This is a genomic window from Pseudomonas kribbensis, assembly GCF_003352185.1.
Classification (GTDB): Bacteria; Pseudomonadota; Gammaproteobacteria; order Pseudomonadales; family Pseudomonadaceae; genus Aquipseudomonas; species Aquipseudomonas kribbensis.
In genome coordinates, this window is record NZ_CP029608.1 from 1,526,517 (window position 1) to 1,542,180 (window position 15,664).

The 15,664-nt window shown below is 61.8% G+C and carries 14 protein-coding genes; 11 read left to right on the forward strand and 3 right to left on the reverse strand.

The window, feature by feature from the left end:
• The first annotated feature begins 131 nt into the window (after positions 1–131).
• On the forward strand, positions 132–1,481 hold the full coding sequence (locus tag DLD99_RS07045; RefSeq protein WP_114881722.1) for a spinster family MFS transporter: 1,350 nt from the start codon (positions 132–134) through the stop codon (positions 1,479–1,481).
• A gap of 67 nt (positions 1,482–1,548) precedes the next feature.
• Here the strand turns inward: DLD99_RS07045 and rapA are convergent, their stop codons facing one another.
• Complete coding sequence (gene rapA / locus DLD99_RS07050) at positions 1,549–4,395, reverse strand: RNA polymerase-associated protein RapA (RefSeq protein WP_114881723.1); 2,847 nt, start codon at positions 4,393–4,395, stop codon at positions 1,549–1,551.
• A gap of 240 nt (positions 4,396–4,635) precedes the next feature.
• Between rapA and DLD99_RS07055 the strand changes: the two genes are divergently transcribed.
• The 3 genes from DLD99_RS07055 to ccoM all read left to right on the forward strand — a co-directional run bounded on the left by DLD99_RS07055 (position 4,636) and on the right by ccoM (position 5,543).
• Positions 4,636–4,977, forward strand: a complete 342-nt coding sequence (locus DLD99_RS07055) for an aspartate-semialdehyde dehydrogenase (RefSeq protein ID WP_085712966.1) — start codon at positions 4,636–4,638, stop codon at positions 4,975–4,977.
• Between the two features lie 141 nt (positions 4,978–5,118).
• On the forward strand, positions 5,119–5,280 hold the full coding sequence (locus DLD99_RS29190) for a hypothetical protein (RefSeq protein ID WP_167443762.1): 162 nt from the start codon (positions 5,119–5,121) through the stop codon (positions 5,278–5,280).
• Between the two features lie 146 nt (positions 5,281–5,426).
• Positions 5,427–5,543, forward strand: a complete 117-nt coding sequence (gene ccoM / locus DLD99_RS29480) for a cytochrome c oxidase subunit CcoM (RefSeq protein WP_007959205.1) — start codon at positions 5,427–5,429, stop codon at positions 5,541–5,543.
• A 572-nt stretch (positions 5,544–6,115) separates the two neighbouring features.
• On the opposite strand, the gene DLD99_RS07060 is transcribed toward ccoM, so the two are convergent.
• Both DLD99_RS07060 and DLD99_RS07065 read right to left on the reverse strand, forming a co-directional pair.
• A complete protein-coding gene (locus DLD99_RS07060; RefSeq protein ID WP_085712967.1) occupies positions 6,116–7,591 on the reverse strand; it encodes an inorganic phosphate transporter in 1,476 nt (491 codons plus the stop codon).
• Between the two features lie 375 nt (positions 7,592–7,966).
• The gene (locus tag DLD99_RS07065) at positions 7,967–8,167 is read right to left on the reverse strand and encodes a hypothetical protein (RefSeq protein ID WP_007957826.1); all 201 of its coding nucleotides are present in this window, start codon (positions 8,165–8,167) and stop codon (positions 7,967–7,969) included.
• A gap of 642 nt (positions 8,168–8,809) precedes the next feature.
• Between DLD99_RS07065 and pcaR the strand changes: the two genes are divergently transcribed.
• From pcaR to pcaG, 7 genes are all read left to right on the forward strand, one after another.
• The gene (gene pcaR / locus DLD99_RS07070) at positions 8,810–9,652 is read left to right on the forward strand and encodes a pca regulon transcriptional regulator PcaR (protein WP_007963153.1); all 843 of its coding nucleotides are present in this window, start codon (positions 8,810–8,812) and stop codon (positions 9,650–9,652) included.
• Positions 9,653–9,946: 294 nt separating this feature from the next.
• Entirely contained in the window at positions 9,947–11,293 is a 1,347-nt protein-coding gene (gene pcaK, locus DLD99_RS07075; protein WP_114881724.1) for a 4-hydroxybenzoate transporter PcaK, read from the forward strand.
• Positions 11,294–11,480: 187 nt separating this feature from the next.
• The gene (locus DLD99_RS07080; RefSeq protein WP_003222404.1) at positions 11,481–12,338 is read left to right on the forward strand and encodes a CoA transferase subunit A; all 858 of its coding nucleotides are present in this window, start codon (positions 11,481–11,483) and stop codon (positions 12,336–12,338) included.
• Positions 12,338–13,117: a CoA-transferase subunit beta gene (locus tag DLD99_RS07085; protein ID WP_114881725.1), complete on the forward strand. Its 780-nt coding sequence runs from the start codon at positions 12,338–12,340 to the stop codon at positions 13,115–13,117. Before DLD99_RS07080 ends, DLD99_RS07085 begins: the two co-directional genes overlap by 1 nt.
• On the forward strand, positions 13,114–14,319 hold the full coding sequence (gene pcaF / locus DLD99_RS07090) for a 3-oxoadipyl-CoA thiolase (RefSeq protein WP_208647514.1): 1,206 nt from the start codon (positions 13,114–13,116) through the stop codon (positions 14,317–14,319). Before DLD99_RS07085 ends, pcaF begins: the two co-directional genes overlap by 4 nt.
• 36 nt (positions 14,320–14,355) lie before the next feature.
• Positions 14,356–15,060 (forward strand): protocatechuate 3,4-dioxygenase subunit beta, encoded by a 705-nt coding sequence (pcaH, locus tag DLD99_RS07095; protein WP_007957831.1) that lies wholly within the window; start codon positions 14,356–14,358, stop codon positions 15,058–15,060.
• 1 nt (position 15,061) lies between these two features.
• Positions 15,062–15,628: a protocatechuate 3,4-dioxygenase subunit alpha gene (gene pcaG, locus DLD99_RS07100; RefSeq protein ID WP_114881727.1), complete on the forward strand. Its 567-nt coding sequence runs from the start codon at positions 15,062–15,064 to the stop codon at positions 15,626–15,628.
• The last annotated feature ends 36 nt before the right edge of the window (positions 15,629–15,664 follow it).

Sequence of the window (15,664 nt, forward strand, 5' to 3'; positions counted from 1 at the left end):
GTTACAGTGCCATGGGTCAACATCAGCCTGGCGAATGATGACAGACAGGTCCTACCTGCCTGACTAGATTGCAGGTTCCGGGCTCGGATGCGTCGGCAGTGAAGCCCTATAACAATAAAAGAGACGGACCCATGCAGAACTCGACCCAAGCGGCGAATGCCTGGCGCATTCTGTTCCTGTTGTTCCTCGCCAACCTGTTCAATTTCTTCGATCGCACCATCCCGGCGATCATCATCGAGCCGATCCGCATGGAGTGGCACCTCAGCGACTTTCAGCTGGGGATCGTCGGCACCGCATTTACCATCGTCTACGCCATCGCCGGCCTGCCATTGGGGCGCATGGCTGACATCGGCTCGCGCAGCAAGTTGATGGGCTGGGGGCTGGCGACCTGGAGCGCGCTGACGGCGGTCAACGGCCTGGTCGGCAGTTTCTGGAGTTTTCTGCTGGTGCGCATGGGCATCGGCATCGGCGAGGCCAGTTACGCACCGGCGGCCAACTCGCTGATCGGTGACCTGTTCCCGGCCCACCGCCGGGCGCGAGCCATGGGGATTTTCATGCTGGGCCTGCCGTTGGGGCTGCTGCTGGCGTTCTTCACCATCGGTGCGATGGTCAAGGCGTTCGACAGCTGGCGTGCGCCGTTCTTCATCGCTGCCGTGCCGGGGTTGCTGCTGGCGGTGTTCATGTTCTTCATCAAGGAACCCAAGCGCGGCGCGGCGGAAACCGTGCAGGTGTCGCAAGAGAAGGTCGACAAGCCGATCCGCCGGGTGCTGGCGGTGCCGACGTTCCTGTGGCTGGTGCTGGCGGGGCTGTGTTTCAACTTTGCGACGTATGCCTGCAACTCGTTTCTGGTGCCGATGCTGCAGCGCTATTTCCTGATGCCGTTGCAGGAGGCGGCGGTGGCCACGGGTTTGATCGTCGGGGTGACCGGCTTGATCGGTCTGACCCTGGGCGGCTGGATCGCCGACAAGATTCACCAGCGCGTGGCCAGTGGTCGACTGTTGTTTGCGGCGTTCAGCCTGATCATCTCGACGGTGTGCACCGCCTGGGCGCTGCATGCCGGGCGGATCGAGATCGGTGTGTTTGTCGCGCTGTTCAGTGTCGGCTGGCTGTTTGCCTATAACTTCTACACCTGTGTCTACACGGCGATTCAGGATGTGGTCGAACCGCGCCTGCGGGCCACGGCGATGGCGCTGTTCTTTGCCGGGCTGTATCTGCTCGGCGGCGGTCTGGGGCCGGTGGTGGTCGGTGGTTTGTCCGATCACTTTGCCCAGTCGGCCATGATTTCGGCGGGGGCCGAGCAGATGACCGAGGCGTTCAAGGCTGTCGGCCTGCATGACGCGATGTACCTGATCCCGGTGGCGCTGTTCTTTACGATGGTGTTTCTGTTTCTGGCGTCGCGGTGTTTTGTGCGGGATGCGAAGCGGATGAAGGAGGGGTTGTCGGCAGTGGTGGAGCCGGATGGTGCAGCGGTGACTGCGTAACCTCAGACAAACAAAAAGGCCCGCATCGCTGCGGGCCTTTTCGTTTTTGGCGATGGAGCAGGGCGGTTTAGCCTGCGACCAGCACCCGGATTGCTTCCAGTCGCAGCGCAGCCTTGTCGAGCATGGCCAGGCCTTGCTCGCGCTGTTTGCGCAGGGCCACCAGCTCGCTGTCGCGTACGGTCGGGTTGACCGCCTGCAACGCGGTCAGGCGTGCCAGTTCTTCGTCGGTATCGGCTGCCAGACGACGGCGGGCCTCGGCCACGCGCTCGGCGTGACGCGGGGTGACCTTGTCTTCACCGGCGTTGATCCGTGGCGTCAACTGATCGCGCTGGGCCTGGATGAACTTGTTGGCGCTGGCGCGCGGCACGCTTTCCAGCTGATCGTTCAGGGTTTCGAACGCCACACGGGCCGACAGGTCGTTGCCGTTGGCATCGAGCAGGCAGCGCAGGGCGGCCGGCGGCAGGTAACGGCCCAGTTGCAGCGAGCGCGGCGCAACCACTTCGCTGACGTAGAGCAGTTCCAGCAGTACGGTGCCTGGCTTCAACGCCTTGTTCTTGATCAGCGCGACGGCGGTGTTGCCCATCGAACCGGACAGCACCAGGTCCATGCCGCCCTGCACCATCGGGTGTTCCCAAGTGATGAACTGCATGTCTTCGCGCGACAGCGCCTGGTTGCGGTCGTAGGTGATGGTCACGCCTTCGTCGTCGCCCAGCGGGAAACTGGCGTCGAGCATCTTCTCGCTCGGCTTGAGGATCAGGGCGTTTTCCGAATGGTCTTCGCTGTCGATGCCGAACGCGTCGAACAGGGTTTCCATGTAGATCGGCAGGGCGAACTGATCGTCTTGCTCGAGGATGTCCTCGACCAGCGCGTCACCTTCGCCGGCGCCGCCGGAGTTCAGCTCCAGCAGGCGGTCGCGACCGGTGTGCAGCTCGGCTTCCAGACGCTCGCGCTCGGTGCGTGCTTCGTCGATCAGCGTCTGCCACTCGCCGTCGTCAGCCTCTTCCAGCAGCGGCAGCAGGCGCGGGCCGAACTGGTGCTGCAAGGCGTTGCCGGTCGGGCAGGTGTTGAGGAACGCGTTCAGCGCTTCGTGATACCACTGGAACAGACGCTCTTGCGGGCTGGTTTCCAGGTACGGCACGTGCAGTTCGATGATGTGTTTCTGGCCGATCCGGTCCAGACGACCGATCCGCTGCTCCAGCAGGTCCGGGTGCGACGGCAGATCGAACAGCACCAGGTGGTGAGCGAACTGGAAGTTGCGGCCTTCACTGCCGATTTCCGAGCAGATCAGCACCTGCGCGCCAAACTCTTCGTCGGCGAAGTAGGCGGCGGCGCGGTCACGCTCGAGGATGTTCATGCCTTCATGGAACACCGTGGCCGGAATGCCGGAACGTACGCGCAGGGCGTCTTCCAGGTCCATCGCGGTTTCGGCGTGGGCGCAGATCACCAGCACTTTGGTGCGCTTGAGCATTTTCAGCTGATCGATCAGCCACTCGACGCGCGGGTCGAATTTCCACCAGCGTTCTTCTTCACTGGCGTCCGGCTGGGCCTGGAAGCTGACTTCCGGATACAGCTCGGCGTGATCGCCCAGTGGCAGTTCGAGGTATTCGTCCGGGCACGGCAGCGGGTACGGATGCAGTTTGCGCTCCGGGAAACCCTGCACGGCGGCGCGGGTGTTGCGAAACAGCACGCGGCCGGTGCCGTGGCGGTCGAGCAGTTCGCGCACGAGGCGGGCGCTGGCTTCGCTGTCGCCATCGTTGACGGCGGTCAGCAGGGCTTCGCCTTCGTTGCCGAGGAAACCGTGAATGGTCTTGTGCGCTTCGGCCGAGAGGCGGCCCTTGTCCAGCAGTTCCTGAACGGCTTCGGCCACCGGGCGATAGTTCTCGCTTTCGGCGCGGAAGGCGGCCAGGTCGTGGAAGCGGTTCGGGTCGAGCAGGCGCAGACGGGCGAAGTGACTGTCCTGACCGAGTTGTTCCGGGGTGGCGGTGAGCAGCAGCACGCCCGGGATCGTCTCGGCAAGCTGCTCGACCAAGGAGTATTCCGGGCTGACCTTGTCTTCGTGCCACACCAGGTGGTGTGCTTCGTCGACCACCATCAGGTCCCAGCCGGCGGCGAACAGCGCGTCCTGGGCCTTTTCGTCTTCGACCAGCCACTCCAGCGCCACCAGGGCCAGCTGGGTGTCTTCGAACGGGTTGGAGGCATCGCTTTCGATGAAGCGTTCTTCGTCGAACAGCGCGACCTGTAGGTTGAAGCGGCGGCGCATTTCCACCAGCCATTGGTGCTGGAGGTTTTCCGGTACCAGGATCAGCACGCGATTGGCGCGGCCGGAAAGCAGTTGGCGATGGATCACCAGACCGGCTTCGATGGTCTTGCCCAGGCCCACTTCGTCCGCCAGCAATACCCGCGGCGCGATGCGGTCGGCGACTTCACGGGCAATGTGCAACTGGTGCGCGATCGGCTGCGCACGCACGCCGCCCAGGCCCCACAGGGAGGACTGCAACTGGCGGCTGGTGTGTTCCAGGGTGTGGTAGCGCAGGGAGAACCACGACAGCGGGTCGATCTGCCCGGCGAACAGACGGTCGCTGGCCAGACGGAACTGAATGAAGTTCGACAGCTGGGTTTCCGGCAGGGTGACGGCTTCGTTCTCGGCGTTCAGACCGTGATAGACGAGCAGGCCATCGGCATCCTCGACTTCGCGCACGGTCATCTTCCAGCCTTCGAAGTGAGTGATGGAGTCGCCCGGCGAGAATCGCACGCGGGTCAAAGGCGCATTCCTTAGCGCGTACTGGCGGGTTTCGCCAGTGGCCGGGTAAAGCACGGTCAACAAGCGGCCGTCCTGTGCCAGAACGGTGCCTAAACCAAGCTCTGCTTCGCTGTCACTGATCCAGCGTTGCCCCGGTTGATACTGCTGCGCCATGCTGCCTGACTCCCACCTTGAAAAAGCGGGCTATCTTAACGGAATGAGGCCCTGAGGCCAAAGGATTAGGCGTCGTTGCGGCCATTAAATGCCGACGGCCGACTGAGGGAAGATTAGGTCATGCGTCGGTTTCAGGAGCGCTGGCGGCACGATTGAGTGCCAACCCGGTCACAAGTTTTCGACCGATGGCTCAAGGCCCCGATGCCGCAGCCGATAGCCTGCTGACAGGAGACCCTTCATATGCTGCCACCGATGCTCCCCCTGAGCGCCGTGCCGATCACATCCCAGCAGGACCCGATCCGCCAGCGGCCGGACATTCCCCCGGTGGTGCCGGTGCAGGAAAGCTCAAACGAAAGCACCATCGACCTGCAAAAGCGCGATCCGGAAGAGGATGGTTATCTGCTGCGCGAAGAGCAGCGCCGCCAGCAGGAGCGTGAGCGTCGCAAGCGCGAAGCCGACGAAGATCCGGAAGAACACCTCGCCGTGCCGGGCACCGAACTCAATGCCGACAACACCGTGCCGGTGGTGCCGCTGATGGAAGACCAGCCGCGTCAGGGCTTGTGGGTCGACATCGAGATCTGAGGCTGCCCGACCACCGCGTCTTGAATACACGATTTGTTGTACGTCGATGGCTGGTCAGCGCCGACGTGAGGCCGCATTATTGGCGCAGTCCTGTCGGCGATCCGGCAGTTGTGATTCAGTCCAAGCGATGTATCGAACGCCATGAGCCAAGACGACAAACTGATCGACCTCAGCACCGAACGCGCCAAGCGGGTTCACGACCTCAACGAAAAACGCCTGAATGAAGTGCGCAAGGCCTTCGAACAGGCCATGCCGTTGGGAAAACCGAAGAAAAAGTCGAAAAACAAACCGAAAAAGCGTTGATCTCCCCCTGTATCCGTTGATGCAGGTCAGTTATTTCCCTTCCTTTCCTCCGCACCTTGACCGGTATTGATCCCGGTCAATTCCTGCGCCTGCCTGATTGGTTAACTTAGCTCCATCGCAGCAAAGCAGGGGCCAGGAGGCCAGTCATGTTTTTCGATAACGTGGTGTTTGCCGGGGTTCTGACGGTGGGGCTCATGGTTCTGTTTTTTGCAGGGTTTGGATTTTTTATCTGGAAGGATGCGAATAAGCGCAAGAAGCCTTAGTTCTTCCGGGTTTGATGAGCACGCAAGGCATTTTGGGCAACTTCGGTTGCCCTTTTTTTTGTCTTCTTGGCGGCCTTTGGGCCGACCATGCTTTGGGTGTTCTTTGTGAATATCCGTTTCTTTGGGTGTTGCCACTGGCGGTTTCGCCCTTACGGCGAGTCCCTTTTTCAGACGCCAAAAAGGAACCAAAAGGCTTGGCCCCTGCGTTCGGCACCTCGCTTTGGCTCGGTGTTCCTTCGCTCCGGGATTCATCCGGGGGCATCGCCTACGGTTTGCTTCGCTGCACCTCCTCTCGATGTGTTCGACTTCGTCGAACGGCGCTTCGCGCCCACCCCCGGATAAATCCCTCCACTCAGCCTGCCGATGGGGCCGGCACGTCAAAAGCGGTACTCGAGCTAACGCTCATTGTGTTGAGTGGTGAGAAGCGGGAAGCGAATGGGGGCTGCTTTTGCTTTTGATCGTTCCCACGCTCCGCGTGGGAATGCAGCCCGGGACGCTCCGCGTTCCATTTCTGAAGGCAACAAAAAAGGCGTGATCCTCTCGAATCACGCCTTTTTCATTACCACGATCTATCAGCTACCCAGCGCCTTCGACGCCAGCCAGAACAAGCCGGCCGACAGGGCCACGGTGGCCGGCAGGGTCAGGACCCAGGCCAGCAGGATGGTTTTCACCGTGCCGCCTTGCAGGCCGCTTTTGTTGGCGACCATGGTGCCGGCCACGCCCGAGGACAGGACGTGGGTGGTGGACACCGGTAGGCTGAAGATGTTGGCCAGGCCGATCATGCTCGCTGCGGTGATCTGTGCCGACATGCCCTGTGCATAGGTCATGCCTTGCTTGCCGATTTTCTCGCCAATGGTCAGGACCACGCGTTTCCAGCCGATCATGGTGCCAAGGCCCAAGGCCAGGGCGACCGCCAGAATCACCCAGAACGGGGCGTATTCGGTGGTGGTGGTCAGGTCTTTGCGCAGCTTGTCCAGGTCGGCTTTTTCACGAGCTTCCAGGCCCGGGAGCTTGGCGACTTTCTTCGCGGTGTCGTCCAGGCAGAGCAGGTAGCGGCGCACTTCGATGCGGCTTTCCGCCGGCAGCGAGTGGTAGTCCGATACACCTTTGAGGGTGTGGAGCAGGGCGGAAATGGTCGGTTCGGTCTGCTGCGGGTTGCAGCGGAATTTCTCCGGCAGGTCGCCTTCGACGCTTTTGCCCAGGGCCAGGAATTCGCCAAGGGTGGCGGCGTTGCGCTGGTAGAACTGGCTCAGGTGCAGGGTTGCGTCGCGAGTGCGTTCGATCTGATAGGTGGTGCTGTTCAGGTCGAGCACGAACTGCGCAGGCACGATACCGATCAGGACCAGCATGATCAGGCCGATGCCTTTCTGACCATCGTTGGAGCCGTGCACGAAGCTCATGGCCATGGCCGACATCACCAGGACCAGGCGATTCCAGAAAGGTGGATGCTTCTTGTCGTCGATCTTGCGGCGTTGTTCCGGGGTCTTGTGCATTTTCGACAGCGGGCGCCACCACTTGAGGCCGATCAGCACCAGTGCGGCCACCAGGAAGCCAGCCATCGGCGAGAACACCAGCGAAGCGCCGATATCGATCGCTTTCTGCCAGTTCACGCCATCACCCAGCGGAATGTCGTTGATCAGGGCGTTGGCCAGGCCGACACCGAGGATCGAACCGATCAGGGTGTGGGAGCTGGAGGCCGGGATACCGAAGTACCAGGTGCCCAGGTTCCAGGCGATGGCGGCGGCGAGCAGCGAGAACACCATTGCCAGACCATGTCCGGTGTTCACGTTGATCAACAGTTCTACCGGCAGCAGGTGGACGATGGCATACGCCACGCCGACGCCGCCCAGCAATACGCCGAGGAAGTTGAACACGCCCGAGAAGAACACCGCCAGGTGAGGCGGCATCGCTTTGGTGTAGATAACAGTGGCTACCGCGTTAGCGGTGTCATGAAATCCATTGATGAACTCGAAGGCGAGGACAAATGTCAGGGCGAGCAGGAGGCTCACAAGCACCCAGGCATCCAGTCCGCTGAATAAATCGATCATGAAGGTTTTCTGACCCGGTCATAAGGGGGCGCGATTATGCCAGAAAAGACTGGAAATCGATCCCCTACCTGCTCATCGGTAACCTTCTTCGCCAAATTAATTTGTATCAAGGTGCATTGCCCGAGCTTTTTGCAGGGTTTTGCAAGGCTTTGATTCAATTGATAAAAATGCAAAGCGCCGGCGGATTGGCCGGGAGGCGGGAGGGGGTAGAAGCTTGTATGAAATATCTGAGAAACGTGTCTGACATGCTCCAGACCTGTGCAATACAGGGGAGTTGGCCGCTGCCCGCGGGTAGCGGGCGCGCAAGGCATCGTCAGTCCACCGTGCTTGTAACCCGGTGAGTACGCTTACCCTCGAAAGTCTCAAAGGAAGGCATCAAGGCTCTTCGGCTTTGAGTTCCTCTTCCATTTTTTTCAGTTCTTGCTGGAAGACCTGATCCTGAACGGTAGGGCGTTTACGCCAGGCTTTGCGTTCCGGTTCCGGCTGAGCGGCGTAGGTGGTGACTTCCCCGCCGTAAACTTCCTTGTAACGTTGTTCCTGGCGCTCAAGTTCCGCGCGCAGTTCGTCTTTCGTCACAGTGCTACCTGTATGAGTTGAGATAAATGTCTGGTGAAACGCACTGCAACGAATCGATTGAACCGGTTCGCCAACAAGACGCGGCCTGAACAGGCAGCGGTGTTGTCGGCAGGGCGGTCAAGACTTCCATGTTACAGGCGGCTACGGCACCAGATTAAAACTGACGCAGCATCAGTTTCCTGTTTCAGCGAGCGCGCTGGCGGTGCATGGGTGATGATCATCAGGCGCTGGCCGGGGCTGAAGGCAATGGACATTACCTCAGCGAATGGCGTCGACGGCCAATAAAAGTGCGACGCCATTGAGGTGCATTATAGCGGCCGATTCGGGATTGACTATCTTTGCCAAGTTAAAAACGGTTCCGGATGTGTGATTGTTTTGTGACTCGCAACTTTTACCGGTAGTTGCGTCGTTGTTTCCGGGTGTTGTGTTTCTGGCGTCATTTAGTCGATCAACTAAGGGCCGGGCGCATGAGTGATATCGCGTTGGAAACTTTACAGAGTCGTTTCATCCGGGTCGGAGGGCGCGTTTGCGATTATCGGTCGACGGTTCGATAATCGCCCGGTGTTGGCGATCTGGCGCTTGTGCATCTGTCTGCGAGCCGCTTGTATAGCCGTTGATCCGAACAAGAAAAAAGGACCTGACATGAACGATCAAATGCGCAATTCCTTCACCTCGGTAGCGCCGCCGATCGTCGCCTCGCCGGCCAAACGCATCCAGGCCCTGACCGGCGATCCGGACTTCATGACTTCCCTGGCCCGAGGCCTGGCCGTGGTCCAGGCGTTTCAGGAACGCAAGCGCCACCTGACCATCGCCCAGATCAGCCACCGTACGGAAATCCCCCGCGCCGCCGTGCGACGTTGCCTGCACACCTTGATCAAACTCGGTTACGCCACCACCGACGGCCGTACTTATTCGTTGCTGCCCAAAGTACTGACCCTCGGTCACGCCTATCTGTCTTCGACGCCGCTGGCAGTCTCCGCCCAGCCGTACCTCGACCGCATGAGCGAACAACTGCACGAAGCCTGCAACATGGCCACCCTGGAAGGCGACGACATTCTTTACATCGCGCGCTCGGCCACCACCCAGCGCCTGATTTCGGTGGACCTGTCGGTGGGCGGGCGGCTGCCGGCGTATTGCACGTCCATGGGCCGGATCCTGCTGGCGGCGCTGGACGACACGTCGCTGCGCGAGTACCTCGACCACGCTGAACTGGTGGCCAAGACCAGTCGCACGCTGCACACCCCCGAGTCCTTGCTCGAATGTCTGCAGGAAGTGCGGCAGCAGGGCTGGTGCATCGTCGATCAGGAACTGGAACAAGGCCTGCGTTCGATTGCGGTGCCGGTGTATGACGCTTCCGGCCAGGTGGTGGCCGCGCTCAACGTCAGCACCCACGCCGGTCGCGTCAGCCGTACCGAACTGGAACAGCGCTTTCTGCCGGGTCTGCTCAGCGCCAGTCGCGACCTCAGCGCGCAGTTGTTCGCCTGATGAAGCTGTTCGATAAACGCACAGAGTTGCGTTTATCGAATTGACGCTAAAACCCCCGGATCATTAATGTCGCGGCAGCGTCATCCGGCGCTGTTGTGAATGAGCCCGCCGGATTGTCGACTCCCATAATAATGACAAGAGGCAACTTCCCATGCGCACGTTCCCCGACTGTCGCCGCTCCCGTTCCTGTTGCCGGTTTTAGCGCAACGCCCGATTCCCTCCTTATATGCTTGTGTCCGTGCCAGTCTTTGGCCGGTCGCCGTTCGACTGCGTTTTTTGCGTGGAATAAAAATAATGAACCAGCCTCAGTCCGCTGTGGGTCACTGCCTCGACGTGCAGTCCTTCATCAATGCCCAACCGATCTCGCGCTATCAGTGGCGGGTGGTGATTCTGTGTTTCCTGATTGTGTTCCTGGATGGCCTCGACACGGCGGCCATGGGTTTCATCGCGCCGGCCCTGTCCCAGGACTGGGGCATCGACCGTGCCAGCCTCGGCCCGGTGATGAGCGCCGCTTTGATCGGCATGGTCTTCGGCGCCCTCGGCTCCGGGCCGTTGGCTGACCGCTTCGGGCGAAAAGTCGTACTGGTTGGGGCGGTCTTTCTGTTCGGTGCTTTCAGCCTGGCATCGGCCTACGCCACCAACGTCGAGCAATTGCTGGTGCTGCGCTTCCTCACCGGTCTGGGGTTGGGCGCCGGCATGCCGAACGCCACCACGCTGCTGTCGGAATACACCCCGGAGCGCAAGAAGTCGCTGCTGGTGACCAGCATGTTCTGCGGCTTCAACCTCGGCATGGCCGGCGGCGGATTCATCTCGGCCAAGCTGATTCCGGCGTTCGGCTGGCACAGCCTGTTGCTGATCGGCGGGATACTGCCGCTGATCCTCGCCGTGGTGTTGCTGCTCTGGCTGCCGGAATCGGCGCGTTATCTGGTGGTGCGCAATCGCGGCACCGACAAAGTGCGCAAGACCCTCGCGCCGATCGACCCGGCCACCGTCGCCCAGGCAGCAAGTTTCAGCGTGCCGGAGCAGAAAACCGTCAAGGCACGCAACGTGTTCGCGGTGATTTTCTCGGGCACCTACAGCGTCGGCACGTTGCTGCTGTGGCTGACCTACTTCATGGGCCTGGTGATCGTGTACCTGCTGACCAGCTGGCTGCCGACCCTGATGCGCGACAGTGGCGCGAGCATGGAGCAGGCGGCCTTCATCGGCGCGTTGTTCCAGTTCGGCGGGGTGTTGAGCGCGGTCGGCGTAGGCTGGGCGATGGACCGGTTCAATCCGCACAAGGTCATCGGCATTTTCTACCTGCTGGCCGGGGTGTTTGCCTACACGGTCGGGCAGAGCCTGGGCAACATCACGCTGCTGGCGACACTGGTGCTGGTGGCGGGCATGTGCGTCAACGGCGCGCAATCGGCGATGCCGTCGCTGGCGGCGCGGTTTTATCCGACCCAGGGCCGGGCGACCGGTGTGTCGTGGATGCTCGGGATCGGCCGCTTCGGCGCCATCCTCGGCGCATGGATGGGCGCGACCCTGCTGGGCTTGGGGTGGAATTTCGAACAGGTGCTGACAGCGCTGGTGATCCCGGCCGGACTGGCCACGGCTGCGGTGGTGATCAAAGGCTTGGTCAGTCACGCGGACGCGACCTGATACCGGGGTTGATCGCCCCGCACTCGGGGCGATCATTAGGTTGATAACAATCTGTTCGATAACCGAACACTCAGTCGATTATCGGATTGTTTGGCGAAAATCAGCGGCTTAATCTTCAGTGACTCCGGCGCACAACCTCGCGCCTTTTTATCACTGGCGATCCACTACAAAAACGGGAGCCCGCTCCATGGCTGAGATCCTTTCGCTGCACGACGCGGTGAAGCAATTCGTCAATGACGGCGACACCGTCGCGCTCGAAGGCTTCACTCACCTGATCCCTACGGCGGCGGGTCATGAAATCATTCGTCAGGGCAAGAAAGATCTGACCCTGGTGCGGATGACGCCTGACCTGATCTACGACCAACTGATCGGCGCCGGCTGTGCACGCAAGCTGATCTTCTCCTGGGGCGGCAACCCTGGCGTGGGGTCGCTGCACCGTCTGCGCGACGCGGTCGAAAAACAATGGCCCCACGCACTGGAAATCGAAGAACACAGCCACGCCGACCTGGCCAATGCCTACGTCGCCGGCGCCTCCGGCCTGCCGTTCGCGGTGCTGCGAGCCTACGCCGGTTCCGACTTGCCGAAGGTCAACCCGCTGATCAAATCCGTGACTTGCCCGTTCACCGGTGAAGTGCTGGCGGCGGTGCCGTCGGTGCGTCCGGACGTGACCGTGATCCACGCCCAGAAGGCCGACCGTCAGGGCAACGTGCTGCTGTGGGGCATCCTCGGCGTGCAGAAAGAAGCCGCGCTGGCGGCCAAGCGCTGCATCGTTACCGTCGAAGAAATCGTCGACAACCTCAACGCGCCGATGAACGCCTGCGTACTGCCGACCTGGGCCTTGAGCGCGGTCTGCCATGTGCCCGGTGGCGCGCATCCGTCCTACGCCCACGGTTACACCGAGCGTGACAATCGTTTCTATCAGGCGTGGGACCCGATCGCCCGCGACCGTGAGACGTTTACCGCGTGGATCAACGAATACATCCATGGCTGCGCTGACTTCAGCGAGTTTCAGGCCAAATTGGCCGCTGCTTCGGAGGCCAAGTAATGACTTACACCACCAATGAAATGATGACCGTTGCCGCGGCCCGTCGCCTGAAGAACGGCTCGGTGTGCTTCGTCGGCATCGGCCTGCCGTCGAAAGCCGCCAACCTGGCGCGCCTGACCTCGTCGCCGGACGTGGTGCTGATCTACGAGTCGGGCCCGATTGGCGCGAAACCCAGCGTATTGCCACTGTCGATCGGTGACGGCGAGCTGGCGGAAACCGCCGACACCGTCGTTCCGACCGGTGAGATTTTTCGCTACTGGCTGCAGGGCGGGCGCATCGACGTCGGTTTTCTCGGCGCGGCGCAGGTCGACCGTTTCGGCAACATCAACACCACGGTGGTCGGCGATTACCATCAGCCGAAAGTGCGCTTGCCGGGTGCCGGTGGCGCGCCGGAGATCGCCGGCTCCGCGAAAAGCGTGCTGATCATCCTCAAGCAGTCGGCGCGTTCGTTTGTCGACAAGCTCGATTTCATCACTTCGGTCGGCCATGGCGAGGGCGGCGATTCGCGCAAACGTCTGGGCCTGCCGGGCGCCGGTCCGGTCGGCATCATCACCGACCTGTGCATCATGGAACCGGAAGAGGGCACCAATGAGTTCGTGGTCACCGCGCTGCACCCGGGCGTGACCCGCGAGCAGGTGGTCGCCACCACCGGTTGGGCCATCCGTTTTGCCGACAGGGTGGCCACCACTGCCGAACCGACCGAGGTCGAGCTGAGCGCTTTACGCGATCTCGAAGCCCGCACCGCAGCGGCCCACGGCCAGGCACCGGGAGAAGCATGATGCGCGACGTTTATATCTGCGATGCGATTCGTACCCCCATCGGTCGTTTCGGTGGTGGTCTGGCGGCGGTTCGCGCCGACGACCTGGCCGCCGTGCCGATCAAGGCCCTGATGGAGCGCAACCCGTCGGTGGACTGGAGCGCCCTCGACGAAGTATTCCTCGGCTGCGCCAACCAGGCCGGCGAAGACAACCGCAACGTGGCGCGCATGGCGCTGTTGCTGGCCGGTCTGCCGGACAGCGTGCCCGGCGTCACCCTCAATCGCCTCTGCGCATCGGGCATGGACGCCATCGGCACGGCGTTCCGCGCCATCGCCAGCGGTGAAATGGAGCTGGCGATTGCCGGCGGTGTCGAGTCGATGTCCCGCGCGCCGTTCGTGATGGGCAAGGCCGATGCGGCGTTTTCGCGCAACATGAAGCTGGAAGACACCACCATCGGCTGGCGTTTCATCAACCCGTTGATGAAGGCGCAGTATGGCGTCGACGCAATGCCGCAGACCGCTGACAACGTCGCCGACGATTACGAAATTTCCCGCGAAGATCAGGACGCTTTCGCCCTGCGCAGTCAGCAACGGACGGCCGCCGCCCAGGCTGCCGGCTACTTTGCCGAGGAAATCGTCGAAGTACGGATCGCCCACAAGAAAGGCGAAACCGTGGTCAGCCAGGACGAACACCCTCGCGCCGACACCACGCTTGAAGCCCTGACTAAATTGAAACCGGTCAACGGCCCGGACAAGACCGTCACCGCCGGCAATGCGTCGGGTGTGAATGACGGTGCCGCCGCGCTGATTCTGGCCTCGGCCGAAGCTGTAAAAAAACACGGTCTGACTGCCCGCGCCAAAGTGCTGGGCATGGCCAGTGCCGGGGTGGCGCCACGGGTGATGGGCATCGGCCCGGTGCCGGCGGTGCGCAAACTCACCGAACGCCTCGGCGTGGCGGTCAGCGATTTCGACGTGATTGAACTCAACGAAGCGTTTGCCAGCCAGGGTCTGGCGGTGCTGCGCGAGCTGGGGCTGGCGGACGACGCGGCCCAGGTCAACCCGAACGGCGGGGCGATTGCCCTCGGCCATCCGTTGGGCATGAGCGGCGCACGTCTGGTACTGACCGCCCTGCATCAACTGGAAAAGACCGGTGGCAAGAAAGGTCTGGCGACCATGTGCGTCGGTGTCGGCCAGGGGCTGGCATTGGCCATCGAACGCGTCTGACGCAAGCCGTGACGAACAAGAACAGAGGAAAGCGAAATGACTGACAAGCCTGGTTACCGCCGCCCACAGGAAGGCACCCAGCCGCCGTACCTGCACCCGAATTATCAATCCACCAATCTGCGCTCGCCGTCCAAGCCGTTGGTGTTTCTGCCGCACTCGCTGTCGGAAATCACCGGCCCGACCATCGGTGCCGAACGCGTGGCCGACACCGATAACGATCTGACCGCCCAGCATCAGGGCGAGCCGCTCGGCGAGCGGATCATCATCCACGGGCGTGTGCTCGATGAAGACGGTCTGCCGGTGCCGGGGATTCTGGTGGAGATCTGGCAGGCCAACGCTGCCGGTCGCTACAACCACGCCCGTGACCTGCACGACGCGCCGCTGGACCCGAATTTCACCGGCACCGGCCGCACCGTGACCGACGCCGACGGCTGGTATCAATTCCAGACCATCAAGCCCGGCGCCTATCCATGGGGCAACCACCACAACGCCTGGCGCCCGGCCCACGTGCATTTCTCGCTGTTCGGGCCGAGCATCCTGACGCGTCTGGTCACGCAGATGTATTTCCCCGGCGATCCGTTGCTGCCCTACGACCCGATCTACAACTGCGTGCCGGACACTTCGGCCAAGGAACGCCTGATCGCCGCTTTCGATCTGGAAAAAACCATTCCGTCCTACGCCCTCGCTTATCGCTGGGACATCGTGCTGCGCGGCCGCGAAGCCACGCCGATGGAGAAATAAAATGACCCTGACTGCGACCACGTCCCACACCGTCGGGCCGTATTACCACATCGGCCTGACCTGGCTGAACCGCGAAAACCTCGCCAACGAGTTGACCCTCGGCCAGCGCGTGGCGATCAGCGGGCAAGTGGTGGATGGCAACGGCGATGTCGTCAACGACGCCATGCTCGAAGTCTGGCAGGCGAACGCCGCCGGCAAATACGATCACCCGGAAGACGAGCAGGCCAAACCGCTGGACCCGAATTTCGAAGGTTTCGGCCGGGTGCCGGTGGACGCCGAAGGGCGTTTCCGTTTCACCACCATCAAGCCAGGCACCGTCGAAGGCCTGAAAGGCTCGACCCAGGCGCCGCATCTGGTGGTGCTGGTGTTCGCGCGCGGACTGGTGAAACACTTGCTGACGCGGATTTATTTCGAGGGCGATCCGGCGAACGTGAATGATCCGCTGCTCGAATGCGTACCGGCCGAGCGCCGCAGCACGTTGCTGGCCAAGGCGGATGCAGAGGGTGTCTATCAGTGGAATGTGATCCTGCAGGGCACTGACGCGGAAACCGTGTTCTTCGATTATTGAGAACACCAGAGTACCAATGTGGGAGCGAGCCTGCTC

Bases quoted from the DNA above. Each gene is read 5' to 3' on its own strand.
- DLD99_RS07055 (WP_085712966.1), top strand. From the start codon at position 4,636: ATGCTGCCACCGATGCTCCCCCTGAGCGCCGTGCCGATCACATCCCAG.
- pcaR (WP_007963153.1), top strand. From the start codon at position 8,810: ATGAACGATCAAATGCGCAATTCCTTCACCTCGGTAGCGCCGCCGATC.
- pcaK (WP_114881724.1), top strand. From the start codon at position 9,947: ATGAACCAGCCTCAGTCCGCTGTGGGTCACTGCCTCGACGTGCAGTCC.
- DLD99_RS07085 (WP_114881725.1), top strand. From the start codon at position 12,338: ATGACTTACACCACCAATGAAATGATGACCGTTGCCGCGGCCCGTCGC.
- DLD99_RS29190 (WP_167443762.1), top strand. From the start codon at position 5,119: ATGAGCCAAGACGACAAACTGATCGACCTCAGCACCGAACGCGCCAAG.
- DLD99_RS07060 (WP_085712967.1), bottom strand. From the start codon at position 7,591: ATGATCGATTTATTCAGCGGACTGGATGCCTGGGTGCTTGTGAGCCTC.
- pcaH (WP_007957831.1), top strand. From the start codon at position 14,356: ATGACTGACAAGCCTGGTTACCGCCGCCCACAGGAAGGCACCCAGCCG.
- DLD99_RS07045 (WP_114881722.1), top strand. From the start codon at position 132: ATGCAGAACTCGACCCAAGCGGCGAATGCCTGGCGCATTCTGTTCCTG.
- pcaF (WP_208647514.1), top strand. From the start codon at position 13,114: ATGATGCGCGACGTTTATATCTGCGATGCGATTCGTACCCCCATCGGT.
- pcaG (WP_114881727.1), top strand. From the start codon at position 15,062: ATGACCCTGACTGCGACCACGTCCCACACCGTCGGGCCGTATTACCAC.
- rapA (WP_114881723.1), bottom strand. From the start codon at position 4,395: ATGGCGCAGCAGTATCAACCGGGGCAACGCTGGATCAGTGACAGCGAA.
- DLD99_RS07080 (WP_003222404.1), top strand. From the start codon at position 11,481: ATGGCTGAGATCCTTTCGCTGCACGACGCGGTGAAGCAATTCGTCAAT.
- ccoM (WP_007959205.1), top strand. From the start codon at position 5,427: ATGTTTTTCGATAACGTGGTGTTTGCCGGGGTTCTGACGGTGGGGCTC.